The following is a 16,593-nucleotide window of genomic DNA, read 5'->3' on the forward strand; positions in this document are numbered from 1 at the left end:
CCATCCGCGAGACGAGGCGCCGCACGACCAGCGGGACGATCGGCAGGACTGTCAGCGACTGGTGCGGTACATCATCTCCACCAGCTCGTCGTACATCGCTTCGGCGTCTTCCGGACTGCGCTTGATGGCCTGCGTGGCGCAGTGTTTGAGATGGTTGCGCACGAGCTCCCGCCCCACGGCCCGCAGCGCCTCGTGCACCGATGCGATCTGGGTGAGGATATCGGCGCAGTAGCGGCCTTCCTCCACCATCTTCTGCAGGCCGCGTACCTGTCCTTCGATACGCCGCAGACGTTTCTGATTGCGCTGCTTCGCATCGGCGTCGACTGCCACGGCTTTGCGGCCTTCCGTCGCGACCGGTTCTGCCGGCTTTACGCGCTTCGCCGGCTTCGATGTGGCACTCTTCGATGTGGCACTCTTCGTCGTGGCGCTCTTCGTCACGGGATCGTGCGACATGGGATCGTTCGACTCAGGCAAAGGTGGCCCGGCGCAGCCGCAGGGAATTGGTCACGACGCTCACCGAACTGAAAGCCATGGCCGCGCTGGCCAGGATGGGACTGAGCTGCAGACCGAACGCCGGATACAACGCGCCGGCGGCGATCGGGATGCCGATGACGTTGTAGATGAACGCCCAGAAGAGATTCTGTTTCATCGTGCGCATCGTGCGTCGCGACAGCGCGATCGCGCGCACCACACCCTGCAGATCACCGCGCATCAGCACCACGTCGCCGGCTTCCACGGCGATGTCGGTGCCGCTGCCCACGGCCATGCCCACATCGGCCTGCGCCAGCGCCGGCGCATCGTTGATGCCGTCGCCCACCATCGCCACCACCGCCCCTTCCTCCTGCAGACGCTGCACCTCGCGCACCTTGCCCTCGGGCAACACACCGGCCACCACCCGATCGACGCCGGCGGCGCGCGCGATCGCCTGCGCGGTGCGTTCGTTGTCCCCGGTGAGCATGACCACCTGCAGCCCCAGCGCATGCAATGCGGCAATGGCCTGGGGAGAACTGTCGCGAATGGGGTCGGCCACGGCGATCAGGCCGGCCAGCGCGCCATCCATCGCGATGTACATCGGCGTGCGTCCGTCACCGGCCAGGCGCGTGGCCTCCGCGTCGAGCGATGCCGTGGATACGCCCCAGTCCTGCATGAACGTCGCGTTGCCGACGGCGAGCGCCGACCCATCCACCACGCCCTGCACACCACGACCGGTCACCGAAGCGAATCCCTCGGGTGTGAAGAGCGTGAGGTTCTTTCCCGCGGCATGCTGCACGATGGCCTCGGCCAGCGGATGTTCACTGACACGCTCCAGTGACGCCACCCGCTGCAGCAGCGTATCGGCGTCGATGGTCAGCCCCGGCGCCGGAACGAAGTCGGTCACGGCCGGCGCGCCCCGGGTGATGGTGCCCGTCTTGTCGAGCACCACCGTGGTGATGTCACCGGCGCGCTGCAGGGCCTCGCCTCCCTTGATGAGCACGCCCAACTGGGCGCCCTTGCCGCTGGCCACCATCACGGCCGTCGGAACGGCCAGTCCCATGGCACAGGGGCAGGCGATGATGAGCACCGCGACCGCCGACGCGAAAGCGCGCACCAGGGGCGCCTGATCGGCGGCGAAGTACCAGATCCCGAACGTGAGGGCGGCAAGCCCGATCACCACCGGCACGAACACCGCGCTGATCCGGTCGGCCAGTCGTTGAATGGGTGCGCGTGTCCCCTGCGCGTCGCGCATGAGTTTCACGATCTGCGCGAGGACACTGTTGGCACCCAGGGTCGTGGCCGTATAGCGGAACGCGCCGGTGCGATTGATGGTGCCACCGATGACCCGATCGCCCACCTGTTTGGCCACCGGCAGCGATTCGCCCGTGAGCATGCTTTCGTCGACGGCGCTCTCGCCCTGCACGATCTCGCCATCCACGGGAATGCGTTCACCCGGTCGCACGATGATCACTTCACCGGCTTCGATGGTGTCGACGGGAGCATCGACCTCTTCGTCGAAACGCAGCACACGCGCCGTGGGCGGCTGCAGATCCACCAGCGCCCGCAATGCCGCCGATGTCCGCTGCTTGGCGCGGGCCTCGAACATGTTGCCGGTGAGAATGAGCGCGATGATGATGATCACCGCCTCGTAGTACACGTCGGGCGCCACGCCCCGGCTCGTGAAGAACTGCGGAGCCAGGGTGGCCACCACCGAATAGCCGAACGCGGCCAGGGTCCCCACCGACACCAGCGTGTTCATGTCGGCGGCGCCATGACGGGCCGCTGCCCAGGCGCGCGTGTAGAAGTGGCGGCCCGCCCAGAGCATCACCACCAGCGTGGCCACCAGCAAGCCGGCCGTCAGGACCGACGCCGGCATGGTGTACAACCACGGCATCGCGCGGCGCAGCAGTGGATCGAGCGTATCCATGCTCCACCGCATGAACGGATCGACGACGACCGCGCCGCCGTGCGCATGCGCACCACCCTGCGACGTACCGGACATCCCCCCGGCCAGCATCGACATGAGGGGCATGCTGACGATCATCGCGATCACGCCGAGAATGCCGCTCACGATCGCCTTGCCGCGCAGCTCGTGATACTCGTCGTCCTGCGCGCGATCGCGTGCTTCCTGCTCTTCGAACGCCGTCTGATCCGGATTGGCCAGCGACGCTCCGTATCCCGTGTCCTCGATCGTGGCGACGAGCGCCTCCGGTGTCACGGCCCCCGGATCGAACGTGACCGTGGCGCTCTTCATCATGAGGTTGACGTTGGCGTCCGCCACACCGGGTTGCTTCTGCAACGCACGCTGCACACGCGACGAACACGCCGCGCAGGTCATGCCGGTGACAGGGATACGGAGCGTTTCCATGACGCGCTCCCTCAGTGCGTCGCGGTGACCTGGTAGCCGGCGTCCGTGATGGCGTCGGTCACCAGCTGCGCACTCGTGCGCGCCGGATCGAGCGCGACCGTGGCCGATCCGATCGCCACCGTCTGGGTGGTGACGCCTTCGACGGAGGCGAGGGCCTTCTCGACGGCCTTGACGCAATGTCCGCAGGACATGCCGTTGATTTCGAACGTAAGGGTCTGCATGGGCTCCTTCCTTGAGTTATACCCGGGGTGGGTATGCAGCAAGTTATAATAGGGGGAGGGGGTATGCAAGAGGGGCGGGGACTACGGGGGCTAGGGAAACGGGAGCTGGAACGACGGGAGCTGGAACGACGGGAGCTGGGACCACGGGAGCTGGGACTACGGACACCCGTAGGTCTCCCGTTTCTCCAGCCTCCGTGGCGCCGTGGTTCCCGTCGTTCCAGCTCCCGTGGTCCCAGCTCCCGTCGTTCCAGCTCCCGTCGTTCCAGCTCCCGTAGTCCCAGCCCCCGTAGTCCCCGCCTCCCCCACTAGACACTCACCCTCAGCCTCGTCCCCCACGGGTCCTTCATCCCTTCATATCCCGCACCTGCCATGCTGGCCTGCACGGCCGCCACGTCCGCGACCGTCGGCAGGATCATGTTCCACGACAGCAGTCGCGCCTCGTCTTCCCGGGGCGACGGCGCTCCCTGCGCCCAGGTATTGGTGCCGAGGTGGTGGTGATATCCACCGGCGCTCAGGAACAGCGCGCCCGGATAGCGCCAGACGATGCGATCCAACCCGAGCGCCGCGTGATAGAACGCGGCCCCCTCCGCCAGGTCCCCGACGTGCAGATGCAGGTGCCCCATCACCGTCCCCGGGGGCATACCGGACCAGGGCTCTCCCCGCGCCGCGGCCGCCAGCGCCGGGAAATCGAGCGGGTCGGTGGCCATCATGAGCTCGCGTCCGAGCCGCTGCCAGGTCGATCGCGGACGGTCGGCGTACACCTCGATCCCCAGCCCATCCGGATCCTGCAGATACAGCGCTTCGCTCACCAGATGGTCGGCCGCGCCGGCGCGAGCCCCGATATCGGCGAGGTGCTGCACGAAACGGCCGAGTGCCGGACGGTCGGGCATCAGAATGGCGAAGTGATAGAGCCCGAGGCGCGACCCCGGTCTCACGGACTTCGTGCCCGGCCGCGCCTCCACGATCACGAGTGGCTCGCTGGCCCCCACCGCGCCCAGTGCGACGACATCTCCGCGACGCGACAGTTCGGTGAGCCCGAGCACTCCCGCATACCAGGCCACCGACCGATCGAGATTGGAAACCTGGAGATGCACCGGTCCCAGCCGGAGCGCCTCCGGAAGCCGAAAGCGAGGCGGCGCCTCTCCGTAACTGCCGGGCAGCGCCGGCTGTGGCGCACCGGCGCCATCGAACATGTCATGACTGGATACACTCATGCCATCCAATATTCCTGTTTTAACAATTATTGTCAAGACACCTATGTAGGAACACCCATCGCCGGGCCCGGCGGCCGCCCAGCAGGATCCTGACGCTCTCTCCGGGATCGATTAGCTTGCCCCCATGCCCTCCGGATTGCTGCACCTCGCACTGCGATTCCGACGGTCCCTGGCCATGCTCCTCGGCGCGCATGTCCTCGTGACTGCCGTGATCACGGCATTGGCCGCGTGCAATCCGACAGCGGACCGGGGGAGCGCCGTGCAGGGGGCCGATGCACAGGCCGTGCACCATGAGGCGCATCGCGCAGTGCACCATTCGGCGAGCCATTCGCCGCACCAGTCCCCCGCGAAGACGCACCATCATGGCACGGCGCCCCTCGCCTGCCCCATGGCCATGGCCTGTGCGGTGAGCGCCATCGTCACCGGCGTTCCGATGCTTCCGACACACGCCACGCAGATGGCCTCGACGCTCGCGTTCGAGAACGATCATCTGCCCCGCTCCACCCGGCTCGCGCCCGAACCGCCCCCTCCGCGCGCGTGAAACACGCGGATGCGCTGCCACCGGCCGCATCCGATCGACGTTCATCGCCATGACGCCCGGCGTGCTCCGACCCGTCTTCCGACCGGTCCGTCGACACGCTCCGTGTTTCCCGTATCCCAGGACCCACATGTTCGCGCACTCCCTGCGCGTGACCGCGGCGCTGCTCGCGCTCGGTCATGCGACAGCGTCCGTTGCCGGTGCACAAACGGACTATTTCAACACCGACGCCGGTCGACCCATCCGCGTCGAAGACGCCTACGCGCTCGAGCGACAGGCCCTCGAGCTGCAGATCGCCCCGTTCCGTATCGAACGCTCGCGCGCCGGTGCCTATCGCTGGGGCATCGAACCGGAAATCGCCATCGGATTGCTTCCACGCATGCACATCGAGATCGGTGTGCCCATCCTGCATGCCGGCGGCAACAACACCGCGCGCACCACGGCGGTTGGCGGCGTGGAGCTGTCGGCGTTCTACAACTTCAATGCCGAGACGAACATCCCGGCCTTCGCCGTCGTGGGAGATGTGGTGATTCCCGCGGGCAGCCTCGGTCCCTCCACGCAGATCCCCACCATCAAGGCCATCGCCACCCGCACGCTGCCGTGGGCGCGGGTGCACGTGAACGGACAGTTCACCTTCGCCGATGATCCCACCACGGCACCGCCGTCCACACGCGCCGACGTCGATGCAAACGCCGAATACTCGCGCTGGCAGGTGGGCATGGCGGTCGATCGCACCCTGCCGCTGCGTTCGATGCTGTTCACGGCCGAAGTCGTGACGAGTCAGCCGCTGGTGCGCGCGGCATCGCTGCGGTGGGACGTCGCGGCAGGGACGCGCGTGCAACTCAGTCCCCGCGTGGCCTTCGATATGGGTGGCGGATATCGCCTGGCCGGAAACGAGCCTGGATGGTTCGCCACCACCGGTGCCGCCGTCGCCATCGGCCTGCCGTGGCGGGGGAACTGACCATGACACGGAGAATGACACCGATCATGCCTTCGATCATGCGCCCGATCAGGCCATCGACCCTCAGCCGCCGTCTGCGCACACTCGCGGCGTCCGCGCTCTGCCTGCTGCCCGCCTCCCTGTCGGCGCAGTGGTCCACGGTTTACGAGCAGTTCTATCTGCAGGCGCCGCACAACTGGCAGTTCCGCACACACTTCGCCTACGCCGATCGTCTCTTCAACGCCTTCGACTTCGGACACGCGATCCTGTACGAAACCATGTGGCGCTTTCCCAACGCGCCGGTCGCCGAACTCGAGACCCGTCGCTACGACCAGCTCACGAAGCAGGTGTTGCAGAAGCCGCCACGCCTGCCACTCGAGGAAGCCGCCATCGAACCGATGTACGCCCGGCTCGCGCCGGAGGCGAAGACGATGTTCGACTGGGCCCATCTGCTGCATCGGCAGATCTACGATGTGCTCGCCGATGACCGTCTCGACTGGCCCCAGCGCGATGCCGCTGTGGCGAAGCTGCTCGCGTACTACAAGTCGCGTCCCGCGATCGCCTTCAGCAGCAGGCCCAAGTCGATGGCACTGATGCAGGAGCAGCCATACTCGCTCGCCTTCCGCGTGAAGTATCCGAAGTTCAATGGGCTCATCTGGGGCTATCACTGGTTCCAGGTGGGGCTGTACGAGCCGCTCATGGTGGGACGCAATGCGGCCGAACGACATGCGGGTGTGCGGGCGGCCACGGTGCGCTTCTTCCAGATGCTCACCGATGCGCCGCGCAGCATGCCGTATCAGATGCCCATGACGGCGGCCATCTCTCCAGCGTTCGCCGAGCGCTATCCGGAGGCGGCCATCATCTTCGACAATCTGCACTCCATGCACGATGTCGTGTCGGACATCCTCGCCAACCCCGGTGTGCCACGCTCTCACAAACGCGACGAGATTCTGCTCGCCGCTCGGCGTTTCCGTGACGATACGTCGTATGTGATGACGGAGGCGGCCTGGCGCCGCATGTCCGAACACATGGGCATCGAGAACATGGGTGGTCCGGTCGTGGGCTTCACGTCGCGGTTTCCCATCCCCTCGGTGACCATGGGTGCCGTCATGCAGCACGACAGTACCGGGGCCATGACCGGATTCACGCACGGAGGTGCGGCCACTGGCGCGCAAGGCAATGCCCATGCAGACGACGCGCGTGCGGACAACGCCCACACGGGCCACGCGGCGCCCGCCAAGGTGGATCCTCACGCGGGCCACCAGATGCCGCCGGCGACGCCCGACTCGCGCTATCCGCGTGGCAGCAGTGCGGACAGCAGCGCCGCATCGGCCGTGGTGGCGCAGTTCCTCACCGCGCTGGCCGGTGGGGACAGTGCCACGGTACTCCATCTGCTCGATCCGGACACGCAGATCCTGGAACGGGGCACGGCCGAACCGCTTGCGGAGTATCGGGTACGACATCTGCCGGCGGACATCGCGTTTGCCCGTTCACACAACGTGGCGCGCATTCCGCGCACCGTGATCGTGGTGGGCGACGTGGCCTACAGCACCGTCACCGAAACCCTCACCGGTCGTTACGGTAATCGTCCCCGGGGCAGCGCCGGTGCGGAGGTGATCGTGCTGGAGCGGGCCGCCGCTGGCTGGCGCATCACCGCGGTGCACTGGTCGTCGCGCACTCACTGAAGCGGTAGTTTATGCCCGTCGTGTTTTCCTGTCGGTCCGGAGCGTGAGAATGGCCTTTCCCACATCATGTCGTCGCATCGTCCCCACGGTTCTGTACACTGTCCTCGTCGTCTCCGTTGTGAACGGTGCGACGGCGATGTCCGTGAACGCACAGAGCACGTCTGGCACTCCGGGATCCGTGGCGTCGCGCAAACACACGGCGGCCGACGTGGCATTCATGCAGGGCATGATCGGCCACCATGCGCAGGCACTGGAGATGGTCGCCCTCGTGCCCGCGCGCTCCTCACGGGTGGAGATGGAAAGCCTCGCCGAACGGATCGCCGTTTCCCAGAAGGACGAAATCGGCATCATGCAGCGCTGGCTGACGGCCCATGGGGAAGCCGGCGACACGAAACAGGCCATGTCCCACGACATGCACGCGGCGCACACGGCCATGCCCGGCATGCTGTCGCCGGCACAGATGGATTCGCTGCGCAACGTCGAAGGCACCACCTTCGACCGGCTGTTCCTGCAGTACATGATCCAGCACCACGAAGGCGCGCTGGTCATGGTGGCCGAGCTCCTGCGCAGCCCTGGTGCCGCGCAGGAGCCCATGGTGTTCCAGATCATGTCCGACGTGGACGCCGATCAGCGCGCCGAGATCCGTCGTATGAAGGCCCTGCTGGCGCAGTTGCCCTGAAGCATCACCTGTCCCACATGTCCTACCTGTCACACCTTTCACTACTCGTTCGCCCATGACCCGTCATTGTCACGATGTCCGCCTGCGCGGCACGCGCGCGCTCCTCGTCATCGCCTCCACCCTGGCGGCGGTCGCCGTCACGCCGTCCGCTGGCATGGCGCAGGATCCCCGCATCGGGCTGCGCACCGGCTTCCAGGATGCCGGTGAAGCCATCCGGAATCTCGAACTCGTCTCGCACACGCCCAAGCAGAACGGCTGGTTCAATCCGCAGCAGCTCGGGGATTTCGGTTTTGCCAACTCCGATCTCGCGTTCCAGAAGAATCTCGTCTTCCAGGGCGGTTGGCACGGCTGGCAGGCGTGGGACATCAGCAACCCCAAAGCGCCCACGCTGCGCAAGGCGTTCGTGTGTCAGGGCGGTCAGGGCGATCTGTCGGTGCACGGCAGATTGCTCTTCATGTCGGTGGAGGATCTCGCCGGACGCGTGGATTGTGGCACGCAGGGCGTGGCCGACACGGTGAGCGCTGAGCGTTTCCGTGGAGTGCGCATTTTCGACATCAGCGACATCGACAATCCGAAGCAGGTGGCCGCCGTGCAGACCTGCCGCGGTTCACACACGCACACGCTCGTCACCGACCCGAAGGACAGGAGCACGGTGTATGTGTACGTGCAGGGTACGGGTCCGGTGCGTTCATCCAATGAACTCGCCGGATGCAATCGGGCCGTGGACGACGCCAACACGTCGTACTTCCGCATCGAAGTCATCAAGGTGCCCCTGGCTGCGCCACAGAACGCCGAGATCGTGAACATGCCGCGCATCTTCGCCGATGCGCAGGGCAATGTGGCCGGTCTCTGGAAGGGTGGCGCGCACGGCGACGGCACGCAGAACACCGGACGCACCGACCAGTGCCACGACATCACGGCCTATCCGGAAATCGGTCTTGCGGCCGGCGCCTGTTCGGGCAACGGCATCCTGCTCGACATCAAGGATCCGGCCAATCCGAGGCGCATCGACGAAGTCATCGATCCCAACTTCGCCTACTGGCATTCGGCGACGTTCAACAACGCCGGCACGACGGTGCTCTTCACCGACGAGTGGGGCGGCGGTACGGCGCCGCGCTGCCGGTCGACCGACAAGCCCACCTGGGGCGCCAATGCGCTCTTCACGCTGGGTGCCGATCACAAGCTCAAGCAGGTGGGTTACTACAAACTGCCGGCCGCGCAAACCGACGCCGAAAACTGCGTCGCGCACAACGGATCGCTGATTCCCGTGCCGGGGCGAGACATCATGGCGCAGGCGTGGTATCAGGGCGGCATGTCGATTTTCGACTTCTCCGATCCCTCCCGGCCGGTGGAGATCGCGTACTTCGATCGCGGCCCCATCGCCGAGCAGCTCACGCTTGCCGGGTACTGGTCCACTTACTGGTACAACGGCTACATCATCGGCTCCGAGATCGGACGCGGTCTCGACATCTTCGCGCTGAAGCCCAGCGAGTTTCTCTCGGCCAATGAAATCGAAGCCGCGAAGCTCGTGAAGTACGACGAGGTGAATCCGCAGCTCCAGACGAAGATCGTGTGGCCCGCCGCGTTCCCCGTGGCACGGGCGTATGTGGATCAGCTGGCCCGCAAGGATGCGCTGTCCGATTCGCGTATCGCGGCCATCAACAAGTCACTCGATGCAGCCGAAAAGGCCAGCGGCTCGACACGCAAGGGTGCCCTCACGCTGCTGGCTTCGCAGCTCGCCACCGATGCGACGAAGTCGTCCGACGCCCCGCGTGTGCGCGCCCTCATCGACGTGGTGCGTGCGCTCTCCAAGTGATGAGCCGCAGCAGACCGGCAAACCGGCAGCGGATGACCGACGACGGATCCGCTACTGATCTGCGACCGATAGGCTATTGATCCGCCGCCGGACCGCTGGGGGTGTCGGCATCCGACACCCCCAGTGCTTTTCGCACGGCCGGCGCCACGCGGGTGCCGAACAGTTCGATGCTGCGCATGATGTCGGCGTGTTTCATCGGGCCGATGCTGAACTGCACCAGTGTGCGGTCGTGTTTGAACAGCTCGTGTTCGAAAAGAATCTTGTCGATCACTTCCTGCGGTTCGCCCAGCAGCATCGCGCCGCGGGGCGAACGCTCGAAATCGAACTGCTGTCGTGTGGGCATCGGCCAACCACGCTCCCGCCCCAGACGCGCCATCGTATCGATGTACGGCGGGAATGCCGCGTCCACGGCCTGCGCCGTGGTGTCGGCAATGAGACCATGCGAATTGATGCTCACCTTGAGCGTGGACGGATCGTGTCCCGCCTTTGCGCCGGCTTCCCGATAGAGATCGGCGAACGGCACGAATCGCTCCGGCATGCCACCGATGATGGCGATGGCCAGCGGAAGCCCCAGCGTCCCCGCGCGCACCACCGATTGTGGCGTACCACCCACGGCAATCCACACCGGCAATGGCTGCTGCAGTGGTCGGGGGTACACCCCACGATCGTCGATGGACGGACGATGGGTGCCCTGCCAGGTGATGCGCTCGCGCTGGCGCAGCGCCAGCAGCAATTCAAGTTTCTCCGCGAACAGCGCGTCGTAGTCGGCCAGATCCTGTCCGAAGAGCGGATAGGATTCGATGAAGCTTCCGCGACCGGCCATGATTTCCGCCCGACCGCCGGAGATGAGGTCGAGCGTGGCAAAATCCTGAAACACCCGCACGGGATCGTCGGAACTCAGGACCGTCACGGCGCTCGTGAGACGAATGCGTGATGTGCGCGACGCCGCCGCGGCCAGCACGACCGCTGGCGCGGAGATGACATAGTCGGGGCGATGATGCTCGCCCACTCCGAAGACATCGAGCCCCACCTGGTCGGCGAGCACGATCTCCTCGATGAGGTCCTGGATCCGCTGCGCGACGACCGTGCTGTCATCTGTGCGGCGGGGATCCGTTTCACCGAACGTGTAAATACCGAGTTCCATATGCGGTGAATTATGTGATGGATTTCACAAACCGCACCAGCGTGGAGCCATTGGAACCGGTGTCCACTTCTGGTGGCGTCTGGTGAGTTCGCTAGCTTACCCCGGGTGACCACCTTTCGAGCCGGGGAGTCGTCGACGGACGCGCACTCGCCGCGTCATTCGGTACGGGACCGCCTGCAGCGGCAACTCGGCGGCAGCTACGCGATTTCGCGCGAGCTGTCGGGGGGTGGCTCGGCGAGTGTCTTTCTGGCCACCGAAGTCGCGCTCGACCGTCCCGTGGTGCTCAAGGCGCTCCCGCCCGAACTGGCGGCCGGCGTGGATGTGGAGCGGTTTCGCCGGGAGATCGCCTTCGCCGCCCGGTTGCAGCATCCACATCTGGTCCCGCTGCTGAGCGCCGGTGCTTCTTCGGAGCGCGATACCAGCGGGGACGCCAGCGGATCCGGCACACAGGCCGCAAGCAACGCGGAGCGGGCCATCCCCTGGTTCAGCATGCCGTATGTCCAGGGGCAGACATTGCGCGAACGCCTGCTGGCCGGACGCCCGCTGCAGTTGCCGGAGGTCATCCGGCTGCTGCGTGAGATCGCCTCGGCGCTCGCGTACGCGCATGCCCGCGGCATCGTGCACCGCGACATCAAGCCGGAGAACGTGCTGCTGTGTGATGGCGTGGCCATGGTGACCGACTTCGGCGTGGCCAAAGCCCTCGACGATGCCAGCGACGACGCGCTGCGCACCGGTCGGCGTGTCACGACGGTGAGCATGGCCTTGGGCACCCCCGCCTATATGGCTCCCGAACAGGTGAACTCGGCCAAACTGGTCGATCACAAGGCGGACATCTATGCACTGGGGTGCATGGCCTATGAATTGGTCGCCGGTGACCCGCCACTCGCCAGAACGTCGTTGCGCGCCACCATGGCGGCGCAGCTCTCGGAAACACCGGCGCCATTGAGCGACCGACGCAAGGACGTGCCTCCGGCTCTCGGCGACGTGATCATGCAGTGTCTCGAAAAGGATCCGCATCGCCGTCCACATTCGGCATCGGTGATCGTCAAGACCATCGATGCGATCCAGGCACAGCCGGTCAGCACGGGTGAGTACGCCGCGGCAGCAAACGACGCGGTGTTCCCTTCCTCATCCCCGCAGATGTCGCCGGCGGTACCCACACGACGTCCAGGCATGGTGGCGATCGTGCTGGGGGCAGTCGCAATGGCAGCAGTGGGCATGCTGCTGTGGCGCGTGTTCTGACGAATGGCGCGACGGCACGTCCCCTCTTCTCACACCGGTCGGATCCGCAACACCCGTCCATTGCTGTTGTCGGTCACCACGTACACGAACCCGTCGGGGCCCACGGTGACATCGCGGAAGCGTTCTCCGAGTTCTCCCAGATAGCGCACTTCCTTCGTGACGCGGCCATTGGTGAGCTCGAGCCGCACCAGACCACCGGGGGTGAGTGAGCCGATGAGGATACTGCCGCGCCATCCGGGGATCGCATCGGCATTGTAGAACGTCATCCCCGATGGGGCGATGACGGGATCCCAGTAGTAGACCGGCTGTTCCATTCCCGCTTTGGCCGTGCCTTCGCCGATTTTCTCGCCCGAGTAGTCCACACCATAGGTGATCACCGGCCAGCCATAATTCTTGCCGCGCTCGGGGTGATTGAGCTCATCGCCACCACGCGCGCCATGCTCGACGGTCCACAGTTGTCCGGTGGTGGGATGCAGCGCGGCGCCCTGCATGTTGCGATGACCGTACGACCAGATTTCCGGACGCGCATCCCTGCGTGAGACGAAGGGATTGTCCGCGGGCACGCTGCCGTCCGGAGCAATGCGCACGACTTTGCCCTGACCCATCGTCAGATCCTGCGCGCGTTCACGCCAGTTCTGTCGATCGCCCTGCGTGATGAACAGCAGGCCATCGCGTCCGAACACGAGACGCGAGCCATAGTGCGCACCGCCATCGAGCTTCGGCGTCTGGCGATAGATCACCCGCACATCCTGCAGTCCCGTTTCGGTGAGCCGGGCGCGCGCCACCGTCGTCCCCGATCCACCCGTACCTGCTTCGGCATACGAGAGGTAGATGGTGGCGTTCGCTGCAAAGTCGGGATCGAGTGCAACATCCAGCAGTCCACCCTGTCCCACGGCATGCACCGCCGGCACACCGGCAAGCGGCGCCGAAAGCGTCCCGTTCCGCGCCACGATCCGCAGACGTCCGGGACGTTCCGTCACAAGCGCCCGTCCATCGGGGAGAAATTCTATCGCCCATGGATTGACGAGACCGCTGGCCCACGTCTCCGCACGGACCACTCCGCTCGTCGACGATGGGGTGGGGGAACGATCGGCCAGCACCTGTCCCGTGGTCGTCGTGTCGGGCGTGGACTCATCCGGCTCGGCCGAACTGGACGTACGACTGCAGGCGGACAGGAACGTGCCGCAGGCCACGCCGCCCGCGACAACGATCAGCCTGGCGACCCTCGAACCGGCAATGGTAGGCATGGTGCGTTTTATCCCTCGGGCGTGTGGACGTTCCCGCATCGACGTTTCATCACGTGACATATCCGACCACGGCGAGGGATGGCCTCATGGGGGCTCCGGTCGCACATTTCAGATCTTCCCTCAACCCTGCCTCTGATGCCGATCTCCCTCAAGGTCAACGGCAAGACCCGTACGGTCGATGTGCCGGCCGACATGCCCCTGCTCTGGGTATTGCGCGACGAACTCGATCTCAAGGGCACCAAGTATGGCTGTGGCGTGGCACGCTGCGGCGCATGTACGGTGCATGTGAACGGCGTTGCGCAACGCACCTGTAACATGCCGGTCTCGCGGGCGGCCGGCGCCGAGATCACGACCATCGAAGGTCTCTCGCCCGATGGAGCCCACGCGGTGCAGCAGGCATGGGAAGAACTCGATGTGCCGCAGTGCGGGTATTGTCAGGCCGGCCAGATGATGGCCGCCGCCGCGCTCATCGAGAAGACACCGAGGCCGAGTGATGCCGACATCGACACCGCGTTGAACACGAACCTCTGTCGCTGCGCCACGTATCTGCGTATCCGGGCCGCCGTCCATCGTGCCGCGGCCATCAAGTCGGGCACGGCCAGTACGGTTCCGGCCGGCGCGGGTCGCACCGGTCCCGACAATCAGCGCGAGGACTGAACGATGGCGACGATGATCGATCCCACGAGCACACCCACTCCGGCAGCCGCGTCCGAATCGTCGGCGAACGCCACGACGAACGCTACGGCGAACACCGCCGCGTCGACCGGCTTCTCGCGCCGCGATTTCCTGCGCGTGAGTGCGCTGGCCGGCGGCGGCATTCTGCTGGCCAGCTACGCGGAACCGCTCGAAGCCCTGCAGCGCCTGGGCACCGGTACGGCACCCGTCGCCGATCCCATGCTGAGCGCGTACATCCGCCTCACCGCCGACAACATCGTCACGATCACGGCGAAGAATCCCGAGATCGGTCAGGGTATCAAGACGATGTTGCCCATGCTGATCGCCGAGGAATTCGACGTGGACTGGAAGAACGTCCGCGTCGAGCAGGCCGACTTCGATCCCACCAAGTATCAGGCGCAGATTGCCGGCGGCTCCACCGCCACGCCCACCAACTGGCTGCCCATGCGTCGTGTGGGTGCGGCCGGTCGCGCGATGATTCTCGCCGCCGCGGCGAAGGAGTGGAACGTGCCCTTCGGTGAGCTGGAGACCGACAGGGGCGTCGTGCACCATCGTGCATCGAAGAAGCAGGCCACCTACGGCGCACTGGCTGCCACGGCCGCCACGATGACGCCCCCCGCGCTCGAAACGGTGCCGCTCAAGGATCCTCGGAACTTCCGCATCATCGGCAAGCGCACCACCACGGTGGGTATCCGGGACATCACCACCGGCAAGCCGATCTTCGGTATCGACGTCTCCGTGCCCGGCATGCATTACGCCACGTTCGTGAAAGCGCCGGTGTATGCCGCCAAGGTCGCCAGCGCCAACCTCGACGTGATCAAGGCGCAGCCCGGGGTGACGCATGCGTTCGTGGTGGAAGGCACCGCGAATCTGCAGGGCCTCATGCCCGGCGTGGCCATCGTGGGGCGGAACTGGTGGCAGGTGCAGAAGGCCCGCGAGAAGCTGGTGGTGCAGTGGGCCGCGCATCCCACGTCGCAGCAGTCGAGTGCCGGCTGGGCCGCGAAAGCCAAGGAGTTCTTCGCATCGCCACCGCACCGCACCATTCGCAACGACGGCGACTTCGATGCGGCCATCAAGAATGCCGTGAAGGTGGTGGATGCGGAGTACACCTACCCGTTCATCGCGCACGCCACGCTCGAACCGCAGAACTGCACCGCGCGATTCAATGCCGACGGCACCTGCGAGATGTGGACCACATCGCAGACGCCGCAGGGCGGCCGGGCCCTCGTAGCCAGCACGCTCGGGATTCCCGAAGACAAGGTGCGCATGCACATGATGCGGGCCGGTGGCGGCTTCGGTCGTCGTCTGTACAACGACCCGCTCGTGGAAGCCGCGTGGATCGCCCGCGAAGCCGGTGTGCCGGTCAAGCTGTTGTGGAACCGCACCGACGATCTGCAGCACGACATGTTCCGCCCCGGTGGCTTCCACAAGTTCACCGGTGGTATCGACGCCAGCGGCAAGCTGGTGGCGTTCCGCAATCACTGCGCGACGTTTGGTGAAGGTGAGCGTTTTGCGCCCAGCGCCGAGATGACGCCCGCGGAGTACCCGGCGCGGTTCGTGCCGAATCTCAGGATGGACGTATCGGTCATGCCACTCGGCATGCCCACGGGCGCTCTGCGTGCCCCGCGCTCCAACGCGCTGTCGTTTGCCTTCCAGAGCTTCATCGACGAATGCGCCGCCGCCGCGGGCAAGGACCCCATTCAGTTCCGCATCGACATGCTGAAGGCGGAGATCCCGCCCGCACAGCCGTACACGCCGCAGCAGCAGGCGGGCCTGATGGATGCGCAGCGGGTGATCGGTGTGCTGGAGATGGTGCGCGACGTGTCGGGGTGGGGAAAGACCACGCTGCCCAAGGGCACCGGCATGGGCGTGGCCTTCTACTTCAGTCATCGCGGATACTTCGCCGAAGTGGTGAAGGCCACCGTGAGCAAGGCCGGTCAGGTGACCGTGAACAAGGTCTGGGCCGTGGGTGATGTGGGAAGTGAGATCATCAACCCCAATCACGCCGAACAGCAGACGCAGGGCGCCGTGCTGGATGCCCTGGGTCAGGCATACGGTCAGGAGATCACCTTCACCGATGGCAAGGCCGATCAGACCAACTTTGCGCCGCCCACGCTGGCCGCCGGATCCGCGGCGAACTTCTCGATGCTGCGGATCCGTCAGGTGCCACCGGAGGTGGAAGTGCATTGGAAGAAGACCGACTTTGCGCCCACCGGCATCGGTGAACCCGCGATGCCGCCCTTCATCCCGGCACTGATGGGCGCCATCCATCAGGCCACCGGCAAGCGCGTGCGACAGATTCCCCTGTCGAAGGTCGACCTTCGCTGGAGCTGACTTCTCTCCGATGACG

General features: G+C 65.8%; 14 protein-coding genes. 8 read left to right on the forward strand and 6 right to left on the reverse strand.

Annotation, left to right across the window (positions count from 1 at the left end; translation table 11 throughout):
- Nucleotides 1–51: 51 nt before the first annotated feature.
- From WG208_RS03210 to WG208_RS03225, 4 genes are all read right to left on the reverse strand, one after another.
- Nucleotides 52–453: a metal-sensitive transcriptional regulator gene (locus WG208_RS03210; protein WP_337169876.1), complete on the reverse strand. Its 402-nt coding sequence runs from the start codon at nucleotides 451–453 to the stop codon at nucleotides 52–54.
- 13 nt (nucleotides 454–466) lie between these two features.
- On the reverse strand, nucleotides 467–2,842 hold the full coding sequence (locus tag WG208_RS03215; protein ID WP_337169877.1) for a heavy metal translocating P-type ATPase: 2,376 nt from the start codon (nucleotides 2,840–2,842) through the stop codon (nucleotides 467–469).
- An 11-nt stretch (nucleotides 2,843–2,853) separates the two neighbouring features.
- Nucleotides 2,854–3,063 carry a cation transporter gene (locus WG208_RS03220; protein ID WP_337169878.1) on the reverse strand — a complete coding sequence of 70 codons (210 nt, stop codon included), beginning with the start codon at nucleotides 3,061–3,063 and terminating at the stop codon, nucleotides 2,854–2,856.
- A gap of 305 nt (nucleotides 3,064–3,368) precedes the next feature.
- Nucleotides 3,369–4,277 (reverse strand): VOC family protein, encoded by a 909-nt coding sequence (locus tag WG208_RS03225; protein WP_337169879.1) that lies wholly within the window; start codon nucleotides 4,275–4,277, stop codon nucleotides 3,369–3,371.
- A gap of 124 nt (nucleotides 4,278–4,401) precedes the next feature.
- Here WG208_RS03225 and WG208_RS03230 point away from each other — a divergent pair, with 124 nt between their 5' ends.
- From WG208_RS03230 to WG208_RS03250, 5 genes are all read left to right on the forward strand, one after another.
- Nucleotides 4,402–4,818 (forward strand): hypothetical protein, encoded by a 417-nt coding sequence (locus WG208_RS03230; RefSeq protein ID WP_337169880.1) that lies wholly within the window; start codon nucleotides 4,402–4,404, stop codon nucleotides 4,816–4,818.
- A 127-nt stretch (nucleotides 4,819–4,945) separates the two neighbouring features.
- Nucleotides 4,946–5,776 carry a hypothetical protein gene (locus WG208_RS03235; protein WP_337169881.1) on the forward strand — a complete coding sequence of 277 codons (831 nt, stop codon included), beginning with the start codon at nucleotides 4,946–4,948 and terminating at the stop codon, nucleotides 5,774–5,776.
- A 26-nt stretch (nucleotides 5,777–5,802) separates the two neighbouring features.
- Nucleotides 5,803–7,440 carry a nuclear transport factor 2 family protein gene (locus WG208_RS03240; protein WP_337169882.1) on the forward strand — a complete coding sequence of 546 codons (1,638 nt, stop codon included), beginning with the start codon at nucleotides 5,803–5,805 and terminating at the stop codon, nucleotides 7,438–7,440.
- A 136-nt stretch (nucleotides 7,441–7,576) separates the two neighbouring features.
- The gene (locus tag WG208_RS03245) at nucleotides 7,577–8,119 is read left to right on the forward strand and encodes a DUF305 domain-containing protein (RefSeq protein WP_337169883.1); all 543 of its coding nucleotides are present in this window, start codon (nucleotides 7,577–7,579) and stop codon (nucleotides 8,117–8,119) included.
- A 55-nt stretch (nucleotides 8,120–8,174) separates the two neighbouring features.
- Nucleotides 8,175–9,935, forward strand: coding sequence for a hypothetical protein (locus WG208_RS03250; protein WP_337169884.1), 1,761 nt, complete (start codon nucleotides 8,175–8,177; stop codon nucleotides 9,933–9,935).
- Between the two features lie 73 nt (nucleotides 9,936–10,008).
- On the opposite strand, the gene WG208_RS03255 is transcribed toward WG208_RS03250, so the two are convergent.
- The gene (locus tag WG208_RS03255; RefSeq protein ID WP_337169885.1) at nucleotides 10,009–11,079 is read right to left on the reverse strand and encodes an LLM class flavin-dependent oxidoreductase; all 1,071 of its coding nucleotides are present in this window, start codon (nucleotides 11,077–11,079) and stop codon (nucleotides 10,009–10,011) included.
- 105 nt (nucleotides 11,080–11,184) lie between these two features.
- On the opposite strand from WG208_RS03255, the gene WG208_RS03260 reads away from it, so the two are divergent.
- Nucleotides 11,185–12,321: a serine/threonine-protein kinase gene (locus WG208_RS03260; protein ID WP_337169886.1), complete on the forward strand. Its 1,137-nt coding sequence runs from the start codon at nucleotides 11,185–11,187 to the stop codon at nucleotides 12,319–12,321.
- A gap of 29 nt (nucleotides 12,322–12,350) precedes the next feature.
- Here WG208_RS03260 and WG208_RS03265 read toward each other — a convergent pair whose 3' ends face one another.
- Nucleotides 12,351–13,568, reverse strand: coding sequence for a PQQ-dependent sugar dehydrogenase (locus tag WG208_RS03265; RefSeq protein WP_337169887.1), 1,218 nt, complete (start codon nucleotides 13,566–13,568; stop codon nucleotides 12,351–12,353).
- Between the two features lie 135 nt (nucleotides 13,569–13,703).
- Between WG208_RS03265 and WG208_RS03270 the strand changes: the two genes are divergently transcribed.
- The gene (locus WG208_RS03270) at nucleotides 13,704–14,225 is read left to right on the forward strand and encodes a (2Fe-2S)-binding protein (RefSeq protein ID WP_337169888.1); all 522 of its coding nucleotides are present in this window, start codon (nucleotides 13,704–13,706) and stop codon (nucleotides 14,223–14,225) included.
- A 3-nt stretch (nucleotides 14,226–14,228) separates the two neighbouring features.
- Nucleotides 14,229–16,577 carry a molybdopterin cofactor-binding domain-containing protein gene (locus WG208_RS03275; protein ID WP_337169889.1) on the forward strand — a complete coding sequence of 783 codons (2,349 nt, stop codon included), beginning with the start codon at nucleotides 14,229–14,231 and terminating at the stop codon, nucleotides 16,575–16,577.
- The last annotated feature ends 16 nt before the right edge of the window (nucleotides 16,578–16,593 follow it).

It is taken from the genome of Gemmatimonas aurantiaca (assembly GCF_037190085.1).
Classification (GTDB): Bacteria; Gemmatimonadota; Gemmatimonadetes; order Gemmatimonadales; family Gemmatimonadaceae; genus Gemmatimonas; species Gemmatimonas aurantiaca_A.

What these genes read in the sequence shown, in the direction of transcription:
- WG208_RS03210 (WP_337169876.1), bottom strand. Translation starts at nt 453, where the DNA reads ATGTCGCACGATCCCGTGACGAAGAGCGCCACGACGAAGAGTGCCACA.
- WG208_RS03215 (WP_337169877.1), bottom strand. Translation starts at nt 2,842, where the DNA reads ATGGAAACGCTCCGTATCCCTGTCACCGGCATGACCTGCGCGGCGTGT.
- WG208_RS03220 (WP_337169878.1), bottom strand. Translation starts at nt 3,063, where the DNA reads ATGCAGACCCTTACGTTCGAAATCAACGGCATGTCCTGCGGACATTGC.
- WG208_RS03225 (WP_337169879.1), bottom strand. Translation starts at nt 4,277, where the DNA reads ATGAGTGTATCCAGTCATGACATGTTCGATGGCGCCGGTGCGCCACAG.
- WG208_RS03230 (WP_337169880.1), top strand. Translation starts at nt 4,402, where the DNA reads ATGCCCTCCGGATTGCTGCACCTCGCACTGCGATTCCGACGGTCCCTG.
- WG208_RS03235 (WP_337169881.1), top strand. Translation starts at nt 4,946, where the DNA reads ATGTTCGCGCACTCCCTGCGCGTGACCGCGGCGCTGCTCGCGCTCGGT.
- WG208_RS03240 (WP_337169882.1), top strand. Translation starts at nt 5,803, where the DNA reads ATGCCTTCGATCATGCGCCCGATCAGGCCATCGACCCTCAGCCGCCGT.
- WG208_RS03245 (WP_337169883.1), top strand. Translation starts at nt 7,577, where the DNA reads ATGTCCGTGAACGCACAGAGCACGTCTGGCACTCCGGGATCCGTGGCG.
- WG208_RS03250 (WP_337169884.1), top strand. Translation starts at nt 8,175, where the DNA reads ATGACCCGTCATTGTCACGATGTCCGCCTGCGCGGCACGCGCGCGCTC.
- WG208_RS03255 (WP_337169885.1), bottom strand. Translation starts at nt 11,079, where the DNA reads ATGGAACTCGGTATTTACACGTTCGGTGAAACGGATCCCCGCCGCACA.
- WG208_RS03265 (WP_337169887.1), bottom strand. Translation starts at nt 13,568, where the DNA reads ATGCCTACCATTGCCGGTTCGAGGGTCGCCAGGCTGATCGTTGTCGCG.
- WG208_RS03270 (WP_337169888.1), top strand. Translation starts at nt 13,704, where the DNA reads ATGCCGATCTCCCTCAAGGTCAACGGCAAGACCCGTACGGTCGATGTG.
- WG208_RS03275 (WP_337169889.1), top strand. Translation starts at nt 14,229, where the DNA reads ATGGCGACGATGATCGATCCCACGAGCACACCCACTCCGGCAGCCGCG.